Annotated in this window: 14 protein-coding genes; 5 read left to right on the forward strand and 9 right to left on the reverse strand. The window is 74.4% G+C overall.

Going from position 1 to position 15848, the window contains the following annotated elements; all coding sequences use genetic code 11:
* Positions 1-7: 7 nt before the first annotated feature.
* On the reverse strand, positions 8-2059 hold the full coding sequence (locus ACWD3O_RS23105; protein WP_451417183.1) for an NAD(+) synthase: 2052 nt from the start codon (positions 2057-2059) through the stop codon (positions 8-10).
* Positions 2060-2231: 172 nt separating this feature from the next.
* On the opposite strand from ACWD3O_RS23105, the gene ACWD3O_RS23110 reads away from it, so the two are divergent.
* Complete coding sequence (locus ACWD3O_RS23110; protein WP_451411615.1) at positions 2232-2618, forward strand: ArsR/SmtB family transcription factor; 387 nt, start codon at positions 2232-2234, stop codon at positions 2616-2618.
* Between the two features lie 27 nt (positions 2619-2645).
* On the opposite strand, the gene ACWD3O_RS23115 is transcribed toward ACWD3O_RS23110, so the two are convergent.
* The gene (locus ACWD3O_RS23115) at positions 2646-3896 is read right to left on the reverse strand and encodes a hypothetical protein (protein WP_451417184.1); all 1251 of its coding nucleotides are present in this window, start codon (positions 3894-3896) and stop codon (positions 2646-2648) included.
* A 112-nt stretch (positions 3897-4008) separates the two neighbouring features.
* Positions 4009-5127: a glycerophosphodiester phosphodiesterase family protein gene (locus ACWD3O_RS23120; RefSeq protein ID WP_451411613.1), complete on the reverse strand. Its 1119-nt coding sequence runs from the start codon at positions 5125-5127 to the stop codon at positions 4009-4011.
* A gap of 251 nt (positions 5128-5378) precedes the next feature.
* Between ACWD3O_RS23120 and ACWD3O_RS23125 the strand changes: the two genes are divergently transcribed.
* Complete coding sequence (locus ACWD3O_RS23125) at positions 5379-6257, forward strand: universal stress protein (protein WP_451411612.1); 879 nt, start codon at positions 5379-5381, stop codon at positions 6255-6257.
* A 64-nt stretch (positions 6258-6321) separates the two neighbouring features.
* Here the strand turns inward: ACWD3O_RS23125 and ACWD3O_RS23130 are convergent, their stop codons facing one another.
* A complete protein-coding gene (locus ACWD3O_RS23130; RefSeq protein ID WP_451417185.1) occupies positions 6322-7359 on the reverse strand; it encodes an NAD(P)H-dependent flavin oxidoreductase in 1038 nt (345 codons plus the stop codon).
* Between the two features lie 305 nt (positions 7360-7664).
* Between ACWD3O_RS23130 and ACWD3O_RS23135 the strand changes: the two genes are divergently transcribed.
* Positions 7665-8390 (forward strand): class I SAM-dependent methyltransferase, encoded by a 726-nt coding sequence (locus ACWD3O_RS23135; RefSeq protein ID WP_451417186.1) that lies wholly within the window; start codon positions 7665-7667, stop codon positions 8388-8390.
* A gap of 134 nt (positions 8391-8524) precedes the next feature.
* On the opposite strand, the gene ACWD3O_RS23140 is transcribed toward ACWD3O_RS23135, so the two are convergent.
* The 3 genes from ACWD3O_RS23140 to ACWD3O_RS23150 form a co-directional block, all read right to left on the reverse strand.
* Entirely contained in the window at positions 8525-9853 is a 1329-nt protein-coding gene (locus ACWD3O_RS23140; RefSeq protein ID WP_451417187.1) for a PP2C family protein-serine/threonine phosphatase, read from the reverse strand.
* The gene (locus ACWD3O_RS23145; RefSeq protein WP_451417188.1) at positions 9850-10653 is read right to left on the reverse strand and encodes an alpha/beta fold hydrolase; all 804 of its coding nucleotides are present in this window, start codon (positions 10651-10653) and stop codon (positions 9850-9852) included. The genes ACWD3O_RS23140 and ACWD3O_RS23145 overlap by 4 nt, the downstream gene beginning before the upstream one ends.
* An 82-nt stretch (positions 10654-10735) precedes the next feature.
* Positions 10736-11359: a LysE/ArgO family amino acid transporter gene (locus tag ACWD3O_RS23150; RefSeq protein ID WP_451417189.1), complete on the reverse strand. Its 624-nt coding sequence runs from the start codon at positions 11357-11359 to the stop codon at positions 10736-10738.
* A 70-nt stretch (positions 11360-11429) separates the two neighbouring features.
* On the opposite strand from ACWD3O_RS23150, the gene ACWD3O_RS23155 reads away from it, so the two are divergent.
* Positions 11430-12383, forward strand: coding sequence for a LysR family transcriptional regulator ArgP (locus ACWD3O_RS23155; RefSeq protein ID WP_451411722.1), 954 nt, complete (start codon positions 11430-11432; stop codon positions 12381-12383).
* Here the strand turns inward: ACWD3O_RS23155 and ACWD3O_RS23160 are convergent.
* Positions 12362-12874, reverse strand: a complete 513-nt coding sequence (locus tag ACWD3O_RS23160) for a hypothetical protein (protein ID WP_451411606.1) — start codon at positions 12872-12874, stop codon at positions 12362-12364. The two genes, ACWD3O_RS23155 and ACWD3O_RS23160, sit on opposite strands and share 22 nt — an antisense overlap.
* Positions 12875-13591: 717 nt before the next feature.
* A complete protein-coding gene (locus ACWD3O_RS23165; RefSeq protein ID WP_451417190.1) occupies positions 13592-14764 on the reverse strand; it encodes a thiolase family protein in 1173 nt (390 codons plus the stop codon).
* Positions 14765-15042: 278 nt separating this feature from the next.
* Here ACWD3O_RS23165 and ACWD3O_RS23170 point away from each other — a divergent pair, with 278 nt between their 5' ends.
* A complete protein-coding gene (locus tag ACWD3O_RS23170; RefSeq protein WP_451417191.1) occupies positions 15043-15804 on the forward strand; it encodes a 3-hydroxyacyl-CoA dehydrogenase in 762 nt (253 codons plus the stop codon).
* Positions 15805-15848 lie beyond the last annotated feature (44 nt).

The raw sequence follows: 15848 nt of genomic DNA on the forward strand, positions 1-15848 counted from the left end.
GCGCGGCTCAGGCGTCGGGCGTGTCGAGGACGCTGTCGATCCGGGCGAGGTCCCGGAGCCAGGTGGCCGCCGAGCTGTCGGAGGGGGCGCGCCAGTCGCCGCGCGGCGAGAGCGAACCGCCGGCCGCCACCTTGGGGCCGTTGGGCATCGCCGACCGCTTGAACTGCGCGAAGGCGAAGAAGCGGCGGCAGAACACCTCGAGCCACTTCCGGATCTCGGGGAGGTCGTAGGCGACCCGCTTGGCCTCGGGGAAGTTGGCCGGCCAGGCGCCCGCGGCGGCGTCGTGCCAGGCGTGCCAGGCCAGGAAGGCGATCTTCGACGGCCGAAAGCCGTACCGGAGCACGTGGAAGAGGGTGAAGTCGTGGAGGGCGTAGGGGCCGATCTTCGACTCGGTGGACTGCATCTCCTCGCCGGGGACCAGTTCCGGGCTGATCTCGGTGTCGAGGATGGCGGCCAGCGTCTCGCCGGTCGCCTCGTCGAACTGGCCGCTGCCGATGACCCACCGGATCAGGTGCTGGATGAAGGTCTTCGGGACGCCGGAGTTGACGTTGTAGTGGCTCATCTGGTCGCCGACGCCGTACGTGCTCCAGCCCAGCGCCAGCTCCGACAGGTCTCCGGTGCCGAGCACGATGCCGCCGCGCTGGTTGGCCAGCCGGAACAGGTAGTCGGTGCGCAGGCCCGCCTGCACGTTCTCGAAGGTGACGTCGTAGACCGGCTCACCCGCCGAGAAGGGGTGGTCCATCTCCTGGAGCATCAGCCGCGCGGTGGGAGTGATGTCCAGTTCCGCCGCCGTGACGCCGAGGGCGTTCATCAGCTTGTGCGCGTTGCCCTTGGTGTGGTCGCTGGTGGCGAAGCCGGGCAGGGTGAAGGCGAGGATGTCGCTGCGCGGGCGGTCGGCGCGGTCCATGGTCTGCGCGGCGACGATCAGCGCGTGGGTGGAGTCCAGGCCGCCGGAGACGCCGATGACGATCTTGGGGTCGCCGATCGCGGCCAGCCGCTGCTGGAGCGCGCTGACCTGGATGTTGTACGCCTCGTAGCAGTCCTGGGCGAGGCGCTCGGGGTCGGCGGGCACGAACGGGAACCGCTCGAGGCTGCGGCGCAGTCCGAGGTCGCGGGTGGGCGGGTCGAGCCGGAAGGAGACCTCGCGGAAGTCGCCCGTGCGGGCGGCGTGGGTGCGGCGGTTGTCGTCGAAGGTGCCCATCCGCAGGCGTTCCTGCCGGAGCAGGTCGAGGTCGACGTCGGCCACCGCGTACCGGTCGCCCTGCGGGAACCGGTCGGTCTCCGCGAGCAGCACGCCGTTCTCGTGGATCATGGTCTGCCCGTCCCAGGACAGGTCCGTGCTGGACTCGCCCAGTCCGGCCGCCGCGTAGACGTAGGCGGCCAGGCAGCGGGAGGAGGCTGAGCGGCAGTACAGCTTGCGGTCCTCGGCGCGGCCGACGGTGATCGGGCTGCCGGAGAGGTTGAGCAGCACCGTCGCCCCGGCGAGCGCGGCCTCGGCGCTGGGCGGCACCGGCACCCACATGTCCTCGCAGACCTCGGCGTGGATCACCAGGCCGGGCACGTCCTCGGCGGCGAAGAGCAGGTTCACGCCGAACGGCACATCCTGGCCGCCGATCCGGAGGGTGCCGCCGCGCTCGTCGTCGCCGGCGGCGATCTGCCGCTTCTCGTAGAACTCGCGGTAGTTCGGCAGGTAGGACTTGGGCGCCACGCCGAGGACGCGGCCGCGATGGACCACCACCGCGCAGTTGTACAGCCGGTTGCGGTGGCGCAGCGGGGCGCCGACCACCAGGACGGGCAGCAGGTCGGCGGAGCCGGCCACCACGGTGGCGAGCGCCGTCTCCACCTCGTCCAGGAGGGCGTCCTGGAGCAGCAGGTCCTCGATGGAGTATCCGCAGAGGTTCATCTCCGGGAAGACGGCGACGGCGACTCCGTCCTCGTCACACCGGCGGGCCTGCCGCAGGACCGCCTCGGCATTGGCGGTGGGGTCGGCGATCGCGGTGTGACCGGTGCAGGCGGCGATCCGCGCGAAGCCGTGCTGGTAGAGCGACCAGAAGTTCAACGGGACTTACTCCCCCGAGAGTTGGGCGGGCGGCAGCCCTGACGACCGCGGGTCGGCCCGGTCAGGGCACTGCAAAGCCTACGACCTGCCCGGACACCGGCACGGAGCGGCCTCTCCTGCTTCGACAGGCATCGACATAGACGCATGTCGAACCGGGTGGGACAATGGGGTCATGCCCGACGCCAGGACCTCCCTCCCGCTCCTCGACCCCGCCCCCGACGCCGCTGCGGTGCCGTGCTGCCCGCCGCTCACCGAGCGCCCGCTGGACGCCCGGGAGGCGGAGACCGCGGCCCGCATGTTCAAGGCCCTCGGGGACCCGGTCCGGCTGCGGCTGTTCTCCGCGGTGGCCTCGCACCCGGGCGGCGAGGCCTGCGTCTGCGACATCTCCGACGTCGGCGTCTCCCAGCCGACCGTCTCGCACCACCTGAAGAAGCTGAGGGAGGCCGGCCTGCTGACCTCCGAGCGCCGCGGGACCTGGGTCTACTACCGGGTCGCGCCGTCCGTCCTGGCCTCCATGGGACGGATCCTCACGGGAGCGGCCGGCGACAGCGACGTCTGACCGGCTCCCGCCGTCGGCCCGGGGTGGTCAGTCCTCCTCGGGCGTCGCGAAGTCCGCGGGGGCGGGGAACGTCACCGAGGCGCAGTCCCTGCGGGTGGTGACCTCGTCGACGTAGGCCCGGAAGAGCGCTTCGAGGCGTCGTCGCGGGACCACCCGGTCGTAGCTGCTGGACGCGGTCATGGTGTGGACCTGCGGACGCTTCCCGGCGCAGACGGAGGACGCCCACCACAGCGAGTCGTCGGCGGCGCGGCCGGCCTTGCCGGGCTCGGCCGGGACGCCGGGCGCGGGATGTCCCATGGTGTCGAGGTGGATGTTCCTCGCCCGCTCGCCCCGGTAGGTGTGGAACGAGACGAACCAGTCCCCGGGGCGGAAGGGGTGGTCGAGTTCGCGCGTCCGCCGGTGGGTCTCCGCGGCCGAGGACCTGCGGGACTCGCTCAGCACCAGCGCGCAGCGCTCGTCCCACAGCCGGTCGTCGACGCGGCTCTCCAGAACCTTGTCGGGGCGGTCCGGGTCCTTCGCGAAGCCGCCCTCGCGGTACCAGGCGCAGGTGTCCTCCGCCCGTGCGGCCGGCACGTCTCCCTCCGGGAGGGCCGGTATGCCCTCGGGCGGATCCGGCAGGCGGTCCTCGCAGCCGGCCTTCTCCGCGAGGTTGTTGGCGGTGGCCACGGCCGTTTCCGCGAGGACGTCCCGGTCGTGACCGGTGATCTGGCCGTCCGCGGCGGTGAAGGGGCGTCCGGTGTCGAGGCCGGCCCTCGCCCAGAGTTCCTCGACGGAGTGGCCGTTCACCTCGCCGCCGGGGCAGGGAAGGCTGACGGTGACGCCGGCGTCGGTGACCAGCCCGGCGATGTCCTTGCCGAGGGGCTGGGAGGGGTGCGTGGTGCTCTTGTACCAGTTGTCGTCGTTGAGGACCGAGTCGTAGGTCTTCTCGGGGGACCCGTGGCCGTGCTCGAGTCCGCCCACCGCCGCCGTGAAGAACCGTCGGCTCTCGGCCCCCGTACCGGCCTTCTCGGCGGCCTCCGTGCTGAACAGCTCGCACATCTGGGGAAACCCTTCCGAGAGGTCGATGTTCCCCTCGTCGCCCTGCCGCAGCGTGACGTCGCCGCCCGCCGGGGACAGTTCGAGGACGCTCCCGGCGGGGACCAGGCCGCCGCAGGCCTCAGCGATGCGGTGGCGGTTGGCCACGGCCTGCCAGATCAGCGTGCCGCCCCAGACGCATCCCGCGACGGCGGCCAGGCACAGCAGGACGTTGACAGGTGTGCGTACGCGTTCCGGAACCACGGCATTCCCCCTGAGCGCCCGACGGCATCGGCTCCGGAATCCAACAGGGGTCGCGCGGGGGCGGAGCCGCCCGCCTCCCCGGGGGCGCGGCCGGGGAGGCGAGGCGGGGCCGCTACGGCTTCGCCCGGTAGGCGCGGGGCAGGCGGTAGCCCTCCTCGGCGAGGACGTCGCGGACGACGTCCGGGGCGTCGGTGATCAGGCCGTCCACGCCGAGCCCGAGCAGGTGCCGGACGGTCGCCGGGTCGTCGACGGTCCACGGCACGACCTCGAGCCCCGCCCGGTGCGCGGAGTCGACCAGTTCCCGCGTGGTGAAGGGGACGTACCCCGGGTCCTCGACGCCGCCGCCCTGCGGGTCGCCGTGCACCGGGGAGACGGCGTCGGCGCCGAACGAGGCCGCCGCGGCCACGTAGCGCCGCTGGAGGGAGCCCTCGAAGTCGTCGATGTCGAGGCCGCCCAGCCAGGGCGAGGCCCCCGGCAGGCCCTGCTGCAGGAACTGCTGCCCGTTGGTGAGCGCCACCACCGGCAGCCGGGGCTCCAGTTCCCGCACCCGCATCAGGGCGCCCCAGTCGAAGCTCTGCACGGTGACCTGCCGCAGCATCCGCGCGCGCCGCGTCTCGTCGATCACGGTCCGCACGAACCGCTCCCGCGGCGCGGTCTCGTGCGGGGCGCCGGCCTCCACCTTGGTCTCCACGTTCAGGGTGACCCCGTAGGCCCGGTACCGGTGCACCAGCGCGTAGACCTCGGACAGCAGCGGCATCCGCGCCCCGGGCGCCAGGCGCTGGCCCGGGAACTTCGCCTGACGCAGCGATCCGCAGTCCAGCGTGCGGATCTGCGCGAGGGTGAGGTCCTTGACGTACTTCTTGCCGGGCACGTACGGGTACTCGGGGTCACCCGGGAAGGCGGGCCCGGTGTCCTGGCAGTTGCGCTCCTGGACGTCGCGGTCGTGGGTGACCACCGCGTACCCGTCCTCGGTGACCTGGACGTCCAACTCCAGGGTCGTGACGCCGAGTTCCAGGGCGCGGGCGAAGGCGGGCAGCGTGTTCTCCACCGTCATCGCCGCGCCGCCGCGGTGCGCCTGGAGGTCGAACGCACGCTTGTGGTGCGGACGTTCGGAGGCCGAGGCCCCGGCGGACGCTCCCGCGACGAGCCACACCGCGAGTGCGGCGGCGACGGCGTCGCGCAGGACCGGGCGTCTCCGGCGGGGGCGCGTGGTGTTCTCTCGGAATGCCATGGGCCGAACCTGCCCGCATTCGGCAGCGCGCACATGACCAATGCCCCGCCTTCCGGTGAAGCGCGGCCGAAGCGCCTCGTCGCGGCGACGCGGGCCGACGCGGCCGACGTGGCCGACGTGGCCGACGCAGGCCGACGCGGGCCGGGCCACCGGCCGGGCCCTGTCCGGTGGCCCCGGGGCGCGGGCTCGGGGAGGCTGGAGGGGGACCACGGCGGCGGCGAGGCGACGACGGGCCGGGACGGGAGCCGGAAGTGAACGAGCCAGTGATCGTAGGGGTGGACGGTTCGCCGTCCGGTTTCGCCGCGGTCGACGCGGCGGCCGACGAGGCCCGGCTGCGGGGCGTCCCCCTGCGGATCGTGCACGCCTTCGGCAACCGGCCCGGCCGGTTCCCGGGCGTCACGCCGACCCCGGAGATGAGCGGGCGGGGGCTGGCCGGGCTGGTGCACGGAGTGCCGTCCGAGGCGGAGGAGCGGGCACGCGCCCGGGTGCCGGGCCTCGAGGTCACCCGTTCGGTGGTGTCCGGGGAGCCGCTGGAGGTCCTGACCATCGAGTCCCGCTCGGCGAGCCTGGCCGTCGTGGGCAGCCGGGGCCTGAACACCTTCTCCTCGCTGCTGCTCGGCTCCACGGCGGTGCACCTGGCCGCGCACGGCCACTGCCCGCTGATGGTGGTCCGGGGACGCCCCTCCCCGGCCGGCCCGGTGCTGCTCGCCGTGGACGGGTCGGACGCCGGCGAGGCGGCGGTGGCCTTCGCCTTCGCCGAGGCGGAGCTGCGTGGGGCGCCGCTGGTGGCGCTGCACGTCTGGAACAGCCGGAGCGAGGACGCCCTCGACGACCCGCTCGACCCGATGCGCATCGTGGTGGACGTCGACCGGCTGGAGGCGGCGCAGCGGCGCCTGCTCGACGACACGCTGGCGCCGTACCGGGCCGCGCACCCGGACGTCCGGGTCGAGCCCCGGCTGGTCCGCTCCCGGATCCGTGCCGCCCTGCTGAAGGCCAGTGGTGAGGCGCGGCTGGTCGTGGTGGGCGCCCGCGGCCGGGGCGGCTTCCAGGGCATGCTGCTGGGCTCGGTCAGCCAGGCCCTGCTGCACCACGCCGACTGCCCGGTGATCGTGGTCCGCGGCCGCCACTGACCCGCACCGTCCGCGGGGCCGCGGGGCGGTCGCGGTGCCTGTGCGCCTACCGTGCCCGGCTCCCCTACGGCGCGCCGGCGGCCAGGCGGCGCAGGGTGTCCGCGGCGGGTTCGGTCCGTGCCTGCCGGTATCCGGTGCCGGCCCACAGGTGGACGACCGAGGTGTCCCCGGCGGCGGTGCCCGCCTTGCGGAGCGGGGCGGTGAGGTGGTGCAGCGCCGGGTAGCCGAGCGGGGCCGACGGTCCGTGCAGGTCGGTGAAGCGGTTCCGCAGGGCCCGGGCGGGGCGGCCGGTGAAGGCGGTGGTGAGGACCGTCTCCGTGAAGGCGGGGTCGGCGAGGGCGTCCCGGTGGGGTGCGGACGCCCCGCTCTCCGAGGTGCGCAGCAGCAGGGTGCCGACGGAGACCGCCTCGGCGCCCGCGCGCAGTGCCGCCCCCACGTCCTCGGGGCCCGCGACGCCTCCCGCGGCGACGACCGGCAGCGGCACCGCCCGGCGCACCGCGTCGACCAGGTCGGGCAGCGGCACGTCGGCGGGCGGCCGCCCGGGGGTGAGGGTGGCGGAGTGGCCGCCGGCCGCGCAGGCCTGCACCACGAGCGCGTCGACGCCCCGGTCGGCGGCGCGTGCCGCCTCCTCGGGCGAGGTCACCGACTGTAGGACGGCCGTGCCGGCCTTCCGCAGCGCCGCCACCAGCTCGGCGCCGGGCAGCCCGAAGGTGAACGACACCACCGGCACCGGCCGGGCGAGCAGCAGTTCGGTCTTCCGCTCCCACTGGTCGTCGTCCTCCACGGGCGGACCGTCCGGGAGGGCGATGCCGAGGCGTTCCGCCTCGGGTGCCAGGGTGCGGGCGTAGTCGCGGTAGGCCCGCGGTTCCACCGGCACGGGCGGCGGGGTGAACAGGTTGACGCCGAACGGGACGCCGGCGGCCCGCACCCGCTCGATCTGCGCCGCCAGCGCGTCGGGGGTCCGGTATCCGCCCGCCAGGAAGCCGAGGCTTCCGGCCCGGGCGGCGGCCAGCGCCAGCTCGGGTGTCCCGGCGCCGCCCGCCATGGGCGCGGCGAGGACGGGCAGGGTCGGGCCGAGGCGGTCGAGGAGGCGTGTACGCACGATGCTCCGATGCGGGACGGGATGCGGGCGGCGGGATGCGGGCTGAGGACGGCGGGCGGGGCGGGCTGCGGTTCCGCCGCCGCCCGGACCACTCTAGGAACCCGCCCTCCGGTCGTGATCGCGGGTCCCGTGGAGCGTGCGCGGTTGGCCCGAACCCGTGGGTACGCCACCCGTCCGGCGGGTACCCGCCGCGCCGGTGCCGCCGAGCCGGTGCGGCGCGGCGCGATACTCCGCGGAGCCGGCCCGAGCGCCGGAACCGCCCGAGGAGAGGAAGTGCGCGTGCACCGGACGGACGGAGCCGATCGATGACCCTGCTGTACGACGCCGAACTGACCGCCGCGTTCGACCGGGGCGCGGGGTCCTACGACCGCCTGGTCGCTCTCAGCCCGGGCCACCACGCCCACCTGCGCCGTTCCGCCCGCCGGCTGGCGCTGCCCGAGGGCGGCGCGGGCCGCAGGGTGCTGGACCTCGGCTGCGGCACGGGCGGGTCGACCGCGGCGCTGGCCGCCGCCTTCCCGCGGGCCGAGATCGTGGGCGCCGACGCCTCGTCGGCGATGCTGGCCCGGGCACGGGCCCGGCGAGGCCTGGAGCGGGTGCGGTTCGTCCACGCGACGGCGGAGGAACTGGTCGCGGACGGTGCGCACGGGCCGTTCGACGCGGTCTTCGCCGCCTACCTCTTCCGCAACGTCACCGACCCGGACGCGGTCCTGCGCGGCGTCCACGACCTGCTGGCGCCCGGCGGCCGTCTGGTGGCACACGAGTACGCGCTGAGCGGCCGGCGCGCCGACCGCGCGGTGTGGTCGGCGGTCTGCCGGGGCCTGGTGGTGCCGCTGGGCACGGCGCTCGGGGACCGGGCGCTGTACCGGCATCTGTGGCAGAGCGTCCTGGAGTTCGACACCGCTTCGGAGTTCGCCGCCCGGATGCGCCGTGCGGGCTTCGACGGGGTCCGGGCACTGCCGCTGCCGGGCTGGCAGACCGGGGTGGCCCACACCTTCGCCGGGCGGCGCCACCCGATCACGGGGGACGTCTGAACCGGCGCGGTCCGGCACCGCGGGCGGGCCCGGTCGGCGCGGTCCGGCGCCGCGGACAGGCCCGGTCGGCGCGGGCCGGCCTGAGGGCGGCGCGGTCGGTCCGAGGGCGGCGCCCGTCGGTCCGGAAGGGCCCGTCAGTCCGGAAGGGTGGTGGACGGCCGGGCGGGGACGCCGAGGGCGAGCAGCGCGGTGTCGTCGTCGAGGTCCTCGCCGAAGCGGTCGAGGAGCGCCTTCACCTCGTCGACGAGCCGGGCGGCGCCGAGCGGGCCGAGCCGGCGGGCGAAGTCCCGCAGGCCCTCGCCGCCGAAGAGGTCGCCGGGGCCGTCGCCGGTCCTGGCCTCGGTGAGCCCGTCCGTGTAGAGGAGCAGCGTGTCCCCCGCCAGGAGCGTGGTGGAGGCGGTCACGAAGTCGGCGCCGGGCACGATGCCGATCAGCATCCCGCCGGGGGTGTCGAGGTACTGGATCGCGCCGGAGGCCCGCAGGACGAGCGCGGGCGGGTGTCCCCCGGAGCCCAGCCGCACGTGGGCCCGGCCGCGTCCGGGTTCCGGTTCCACCACTCCCGCCACGGCGGTGCAGAAGCGCACGTTCCCGTCGTCGCCCTCGTTGCGCTCGCAGAGGGCGGCGTTCAGCGACCTCAGGGCGCCCAGCGGGTCGTGGTCGTGGAAGGCGGCGGCCCGCAGGGTGTAGCGGGTGAGCGAGGTGACCGCGGCCGCCTCCAGGCCGCGGCCGCTGACGTCGCCGAGGAAGAACGCCCAGCGACCGCCGCCGATCTCGAAGACGTCGTAGAAGTCGCCGCCGAGCCGGTCGGGGGAGAACGCCCGGTAGTGGCAGGACAGGTCGAGGCCCGGGACGACGGGCAGGGCCGGCGGCAGCAGCGCCTGCTGGAGCACGTGGAACGCCTCGTCGCGGCGGGCCCGGTCGGTGTCGGCCTGCCGCCGTGCGGTCTCGGCCTCCCGCTGCGCCCGCTCGGCGTCCAGTCGCGCCTCCTCGGCCCGCGCCCGCGCCCGGTCGGCCTCCTTGCGCTGCCGCAGCAGTTCCTCCTCGTACCTGCGCCGGTCGGAGGCCTCGAACACGGTGGTGCGGATCAGCCGCGGTTCGCCGTCCTCGCCGTACTTGACGGTGGAGGACACCAGGACCGGGAGCCGTGAGCCGTCGGCGGTCTTCAACTCCAGCGCGATGCCGCCCAGTTGGCCGTGCATGCGCAGCAGCGGGGCGAAGTGGGTCTCGTGGTACAGCTTTCCCCCTGCGGTGAGGAGGTCGGCGAACCGGGTGCGGCCCACGGTGTCGGACCGCTCGGCCCCCAGCCATCTCAGCAGGGTGGAGTTGATCCGGACGATGGTGCCGTCCATCCTCGTGGACAGGTAGCCGCAGGGCGCCGAGTCGTACAGTTCCTCGGCGTCGTCCCCGGGCTCCTCCACCGGGCAGGGGGCGTCCGCGTCCTCCGGCGGGTGCCCGTGGTTCACCGCGCGCGGTCCAGGAACTCGAGGACGGCGTCGGCGGTGGCGTCCGGGTTGCTCAGCTGCGGGCAGTGGCCGTTGGCGTCGAGGGTCACCTGGCGCGAGCCGGGGATGTGGTCGTGCACGAAGGCGCCGACCTGGGGCGGCGCGATGGCGTCCTGGGAGACGTCCACGACCAGCGTGGGGACGTCCACGCCCGCGAGGTCGTCGCGGTTGTCGGAGAGGAAGGTGGCCTGCGCGAAGACGCGGGCCATGGCCGGGTCGGTGGAGCAGAAGCTCTCGGTGAGCTCGTCGCCGAGCTCCGGACGGTCCGGGTTGCCCATGATGACCGGCGCCATGGCGGAGGACCAGCCCAGGTAGTTGGCGTCCAGCGAGGCCAGGAGTTCGTCGATGTCCTCGGCGCTGAACCCGCCGTGGTACTCGCCCTTGTCGATGTAGCACGGCGACGGGGTGATCATGGCGAGGGCCGTGATCCGTTCGGGCGCCGCGCGGGCGGCCAGGACGCCGATCATGGAGCTGACGGAGTGGCCGACGAAGGCGACGTCCCGCAGGTCCAGCTCCTCGCTGATCTCGACCACGTCCCGGGCGTATCCCTCCAGGGAGGAGTAGCGCTCCTCGCTCCAGGCGGACGGGTCGGAGCCGCCGGCGCCCACGTAGTCGAACAGGACCAGCCGGTGGCGGGCGGCCAGGCGGGGCACGATCAGGCGCCACATGCTCTGGTCGCATCCGAAGCCGTGCGCCAGCATGACGACCGGGCCGTCGGGGTCGCCGACGACATTCACCCTGTTTCTGCGCAGAACACCCATAACCACCATCCTGCGGCAGGGCGCGCGCTTCACCAAGCGCGCGTCCTCGGGAGTCCGGCGCCCGCACCCGCCGCCCGGCGGGTCACAGGGCCCGGACCAGCAGCATCACACCCATCGCCAGCATGGTGGTGGCCACCAGCGCGTCGAGGATCCGCCAGGCGGCGGGGCGGGCGAGGACACCGCCGAGGAGCCTGGCGCCGTAGCCGAGCCCGGTGAACCAGACGAGGCTGGCCAGCATCGCTCCGGCCCCGAAGACCCAGCGGAGCGACCCCTGGTCGGCGGCGACGGAGCCGAGCAGGAGCACCGTGTCGAGGTAGACGTGCGGGTTGAGCCAGGTCAGCGCCAGGCAGGTGAGCACGGCGCCGCGGACCGAGCCGGCGGCCGCGCCCTGGACGTCGAGCGCCTCACCGGCCGGCCGCAGGGCGCGGCGGGCGGCCAGCGCCCCGTAGCAGAGCAGGAAGGCCCCGCCGGCCAGGCCGATCACGGTCATGGCCCCGGGCCAGGCGGTGACCACCGCGCCCAGCCCGGCCACGCCGAGGGCGATCAGGAGGGCGTCGGAGACGAAGCAGATGGCGACCACGGCCGGCACCGCCTGCCCCCGCACCCCTTGCCGGAGGACGAAGGCGTTCTGGGCACCGATGGCGACGATGAGGGAGAGTCCCGTACCGAATCCGGCGAGGGCCGCCGGGAGGAAAGCGCTGTTCACGGGGTCCGACGCTAGGCGGCCCCCCTTCATTAGTACAGCTCAACTTTCTTAACTATCATTAGCCGACGTGATGACCGACCTGCCGCACGACCAGGTGCGGACGCTGCTGGCCGTCGTCGACGAGGGCACCTTCGACGCGGCGGCCGCCGTCCTGCGGATCACGCCGTCCGCGGTCAGCCAGCGGATCAAGACGCTGGAGCAGCGCACCGGACGGGTGCTGCTGACCCGCACCAAGCCGGTGCGTCCGACCGAGTCGGGGCAGGTGGTGGTGCGGTTCGCCCGCCAGCTCGCCGCGCTGGAGCACGACGCGGGCGTCGAGCTGGGGCTGGCGGACGCCGGGGCGCCGGCCCGGGTGCCGATCGCGGTCAACGCCGACTCGCTGGCCACCTGGTTCCTGCCGGTGCTGTCCCGGGTGCCACAGGATCCGCCGATCTCCTTCGAACTGCGGCGCGAGGACGAGGGGCACACCCCGGCCCTGCTGCGGGACGGGCAGGTCATGGCGGCGCTCACCTCGTCGGCGGAACCGGTGGCCGGCTGCACGGTGCGCCCGCTCGGGCTGGCCCGCTACCTGCCGGTCGCGAGCCCCGGGTTCGCGCGGCGGCACCTGTCCGGCGGGCCGGTGGAACGCCTGCTGCCCCGGGCGCCCGTGATCGTCTTCGACCGGCGGGACGAGCTCCAGGACCGGTTCGCGCGCTCACTGGACCCGGACGCCCCGGGGGCCGGGCGGCTGCGGCACTACGTGCCCACGTCCGAGGGCTTCTGCGACGCGGTCGCCGCGGGCCTCGGCTGGGGACTGGTCCCCGAGCCCCAGGCGGAGCCGCTGCTGCGGACGGGCGCGCTGACGGAGCTGGTGCCGGGCCGGCGGCTGGACGTCCCGCTGTTCTGGCAGCAGTGGAAGCTGGACGTCCCGGCCCTCGCCCGGGTGACGGAGGCCGTCCTCGCGGCCGCCGCCGAGGCGTTGCACCGCCCCGGCGAGCGGACCGCGCCGCGGGACCGGCCGGGTCAGCAGCCTCCGCAGTTGTAGTACAGGACGTCCCAGTGGTTGCTCTCGCGGGCGTAGATGTTCCCCGAGGCGGACCGGTACTGGGCGGCGCCGTCACTGCGGTCGGCGATGCGCGTGAAGGTGCCGGTGATGTAGTTGCCGAGGCAGGTGGTCAGGCTGTAGTCCAGTTTGTAGCCGTTCCAGTGGCTGTACGTCCCGCTCGCGTGCCCGGTCTCGGTCCCGCCGGTGATGGTCATCGCACACCCCGACGCGTTCCGCAGCGTCACCGCGCCCTGCGCGCTGGCCAGGTTGAGCTGCTCGAACGAGGTACAGGTCGGGTTGTTGCGGTCGGAACAGCCACCGCTGGACGTCCAGCCGATGCCGGCGTTGCGGAACATCGTGGTCGCCGTGGAGTGGCTGATCTTGGTGACCGCCGCGGCCGCCGACTCCTGGGCGACGGCGGTGCCGGGGGCCGTGGCCAGGCCGGCCGCCAGCACGAGCGTTCCGAGGATGGTGTACGCCTTCGTTCTCATCGTTGGTCCTGCCCCTGGGTCCGGTGACGCCCACTGAATGACATGGACATGCTAGACGATCACGGCCGCGGGGACGACAGTGCGACGGGGCGGAAGGCGGACGGCTCCGTCGTCAGCGGCGGGCGAGGGCGATCGGCAGCCCGTCCTCGGGGAACGGCAGGGAGTGGTGGTCGATCGGCGGCACGTAGCCGGGGTCGACGGTCCAGGTGTGGTGGCGCAGCAGCCGGTGCATGATCGCCTTGACCTCCAGCCCGGGGCCCGTTGGCGAACGCCTTGTCCTTGTTGAGCAGCGCCTCGCCGCAGGCGTCGGGGCCGAGGAGGATCACCGAGTTCCTGCCCCGGGCGCGGAAGGGGGCCACCGGGCCGTAGCGCCCCCAGCTCCGCCGGAAGAGGGCGACGGGGGTCCTCGGCGTACTCCAGCAGCTGGCCGACGTACGGCAGCCCCCGGTCGCCGCGACGCTGCACCGGGACGGCCCGTGGGAGCGGGGCGGACCTCGGCCCGACGGCCCGGCGCGGCACGGCGGCCGGGCGCGGCGCCGCAGTCCGGCGCGGTTCGGTGGTGCGGTGCGGTTCGGCGTTCTCGTCCGTCATGCGCTCACCCCTCCGTCACCTGGCGGTGGCCATGCCCAACGTGCTGGAGGGGGTGCGCCCTGTCAACGGTGCTCGCGCGGCCTTCCGCGACCGCCGGGTGGCCCGCTCACCCGGCGGCCGCGGGGGTCACAGGAGTTCGAGGATCGTGGCGTTGGCCATGCCGCCGCCCTCGCACATGGACTGGAGGCCGTAGCGGATGCCGTGGTCCTTCATGTGGTGGACGAGGGTGGTCATCAGGCGCGCGCCGGAGCCGCCCAGCGGGTGGCCGAGGGCGATGGCGCCGCCGTTGGGGTTGAGGCGGGCCGGGTCGGCGCCGGTCTGCCACTGCCAGCCGAGCGAGACGGAGGCGAAGGCCTCGTTGATCTCGAAGACGCCGATGTCCTCCAGGGTGAGGCCCGCGCGGTCGAGGGCCTTGCGGGTGGCGGGGATCGGGCCCTTGAGCATGGTGACGGGGTCGGCGCCGACGACCACCCCGGTGTGGAAGCGCGCCATCGGGGTCCAGCCGTTGCGCCGGGCGATCTCACTGGTGGTGATCAGCAGGGCGGCGGAGCCGTCGGAGATCTGCGAGGAGTTGCCCGCGGAGATGACGCCGCCCTCCTTGAAGGGGGTCTTCAGCGCGGCCATGGCCTCCGGGGTGCCCCCGCGGCGCACGCCCTCGTCGGTGTCGAACACCCGGGTGGCGCCGCCCTCGCCGATGACCGTGACGGGCACGATCTGGTTCTTGAACCGGCCCTCGTCGGCGGCCCGGGCGGCCTTGGCGTGCGAGGCGAGGGCGTGCTCGTCCAGGGCGGCGCGGTCGAGGCCGAACTCCTCGGCGATCATCTCCGCGCCGATGCCCTGGTTGAAGACGACGTGGTCGTAGCGTCCGGCGACCAGCGGGCCGAACGCCTCCCCGAACCGCCCCTCGGCACGCGTGGCCCCCATCGGCACCCGCGACATGGACTCCACCCCGCCGGCCACGGCGATGTCGTACTGGCCGGCGATCACCCCGGCGGCGGCCTGGTGCACGGCCTGCTGGGAGGAGCCGCACTGCCGGTCGATGGTGAGCCCGGGCACGTGCTCGGGCCAGCCCGCGGCGAGGACGGCGTACCGGCCGATGCAGCCGGCCTGTTCGCCGACCTGGGAGACACAGCCCCAGACGACGTCGTCCACGGTGCCCGGGTCCAGGCCGTTGCGTTCGGCGAGCGCCCGGAGGACGTGCGCGGACAGGTCCGTGGGGTGGATGCCCGCGAGGGCGCCGCCGGGCCTGCCCTTGCCGATGGGGGTACGGACGGCGTCGACGACGACCGCGTCACGCATGACGGTGCTCCTTCGAGGCGACGGCACGGCGGGGTGAGGCTGTCGAACGATCGCTAAGCTAACGACGACTCCGGCCGCTGTCCAGAGGGGCCGCTCCCCCGTCCCGGGCATGCCACGAGGACGGGCCGCCCGCCCGTAGCGCGAGGCCAACAGGGCTCTGTGGCAGCCGCGTTGACACCGCCAGGGCCCTGTGGTTGCCTGAGTGCCCCTCGCTGAACGATCGCTAAGTACGTTGCGCGGCAGCTCACGCGCCGCCACAGGGAAGGTGGGGTTGTTCCATGCGCGTCGACGGTGTCTCCGCACTGGTCACGGGCGGGGCCTCGGGCCTCGGTCTGGCGACCGCCGAGCGGCTGCTGGCCGCGGGCGCCCGGGTGGTCCTGTTCGACCTGCCGTCCTCCGGCGGCGAGGCCGTGGCCGAGCGGCTGGGCGACCGCGCCGCCTTCGTGGCGGGTGACGTCACCGACGAGGGCGACGTGACCCGCGCGGTGGAGGCGGCGACGGCGGGCGGCCCGCTGCGGATCGCCGTCAACTGCGCCGGCATAGGCGGCGCGGCCCGCACGGTCGGCAAGGAGGGGCCGTATCCGCTGGACCGCTTCACCCAGGTGGTCACGGTCAACCTGATCGGCACCTTCAACGTGATCCGGCTGGCCGCCACGGCGATGGCCGGGAACGAGCCGCTGGACGGCGACCGCGGCGTCGTCGTCAACACCGCCTCGGTGGCGGCCTTCGACGGCCAGATCGGGCAGGCCGCGTACGCGGCGTCCAAGGGCGGCGTGGTCGGGATGACCCTGCCGATCGCCCGGGACCTGGCCGGCCGGCTGATCCGGGTGGTGACGATCGCGCCGGGCCTGTTCGACACCCCGATGCTGGGGCGGGCCCCGCAGGAGCTCCGCGACTCGCTGGGCCGGCAGGTGCCGCACCCCTCTCGCCTCGGGGCGCCGGAGGAGTACGCCTCCCTGGTCGCGCACATCGTGGACAACCCGATGCTCAACGGCGAGGTCATCCGCCTCGACGGCGCCATCCGCATGGCCCCGAAGTAGCCCGGCCGCAGCGGACCCTAGCCGGCGCCCTCGCAGCAGCGCCC

This window comes from Streptomyces sp. NPDC002640 (assembly GCF_053592575.1).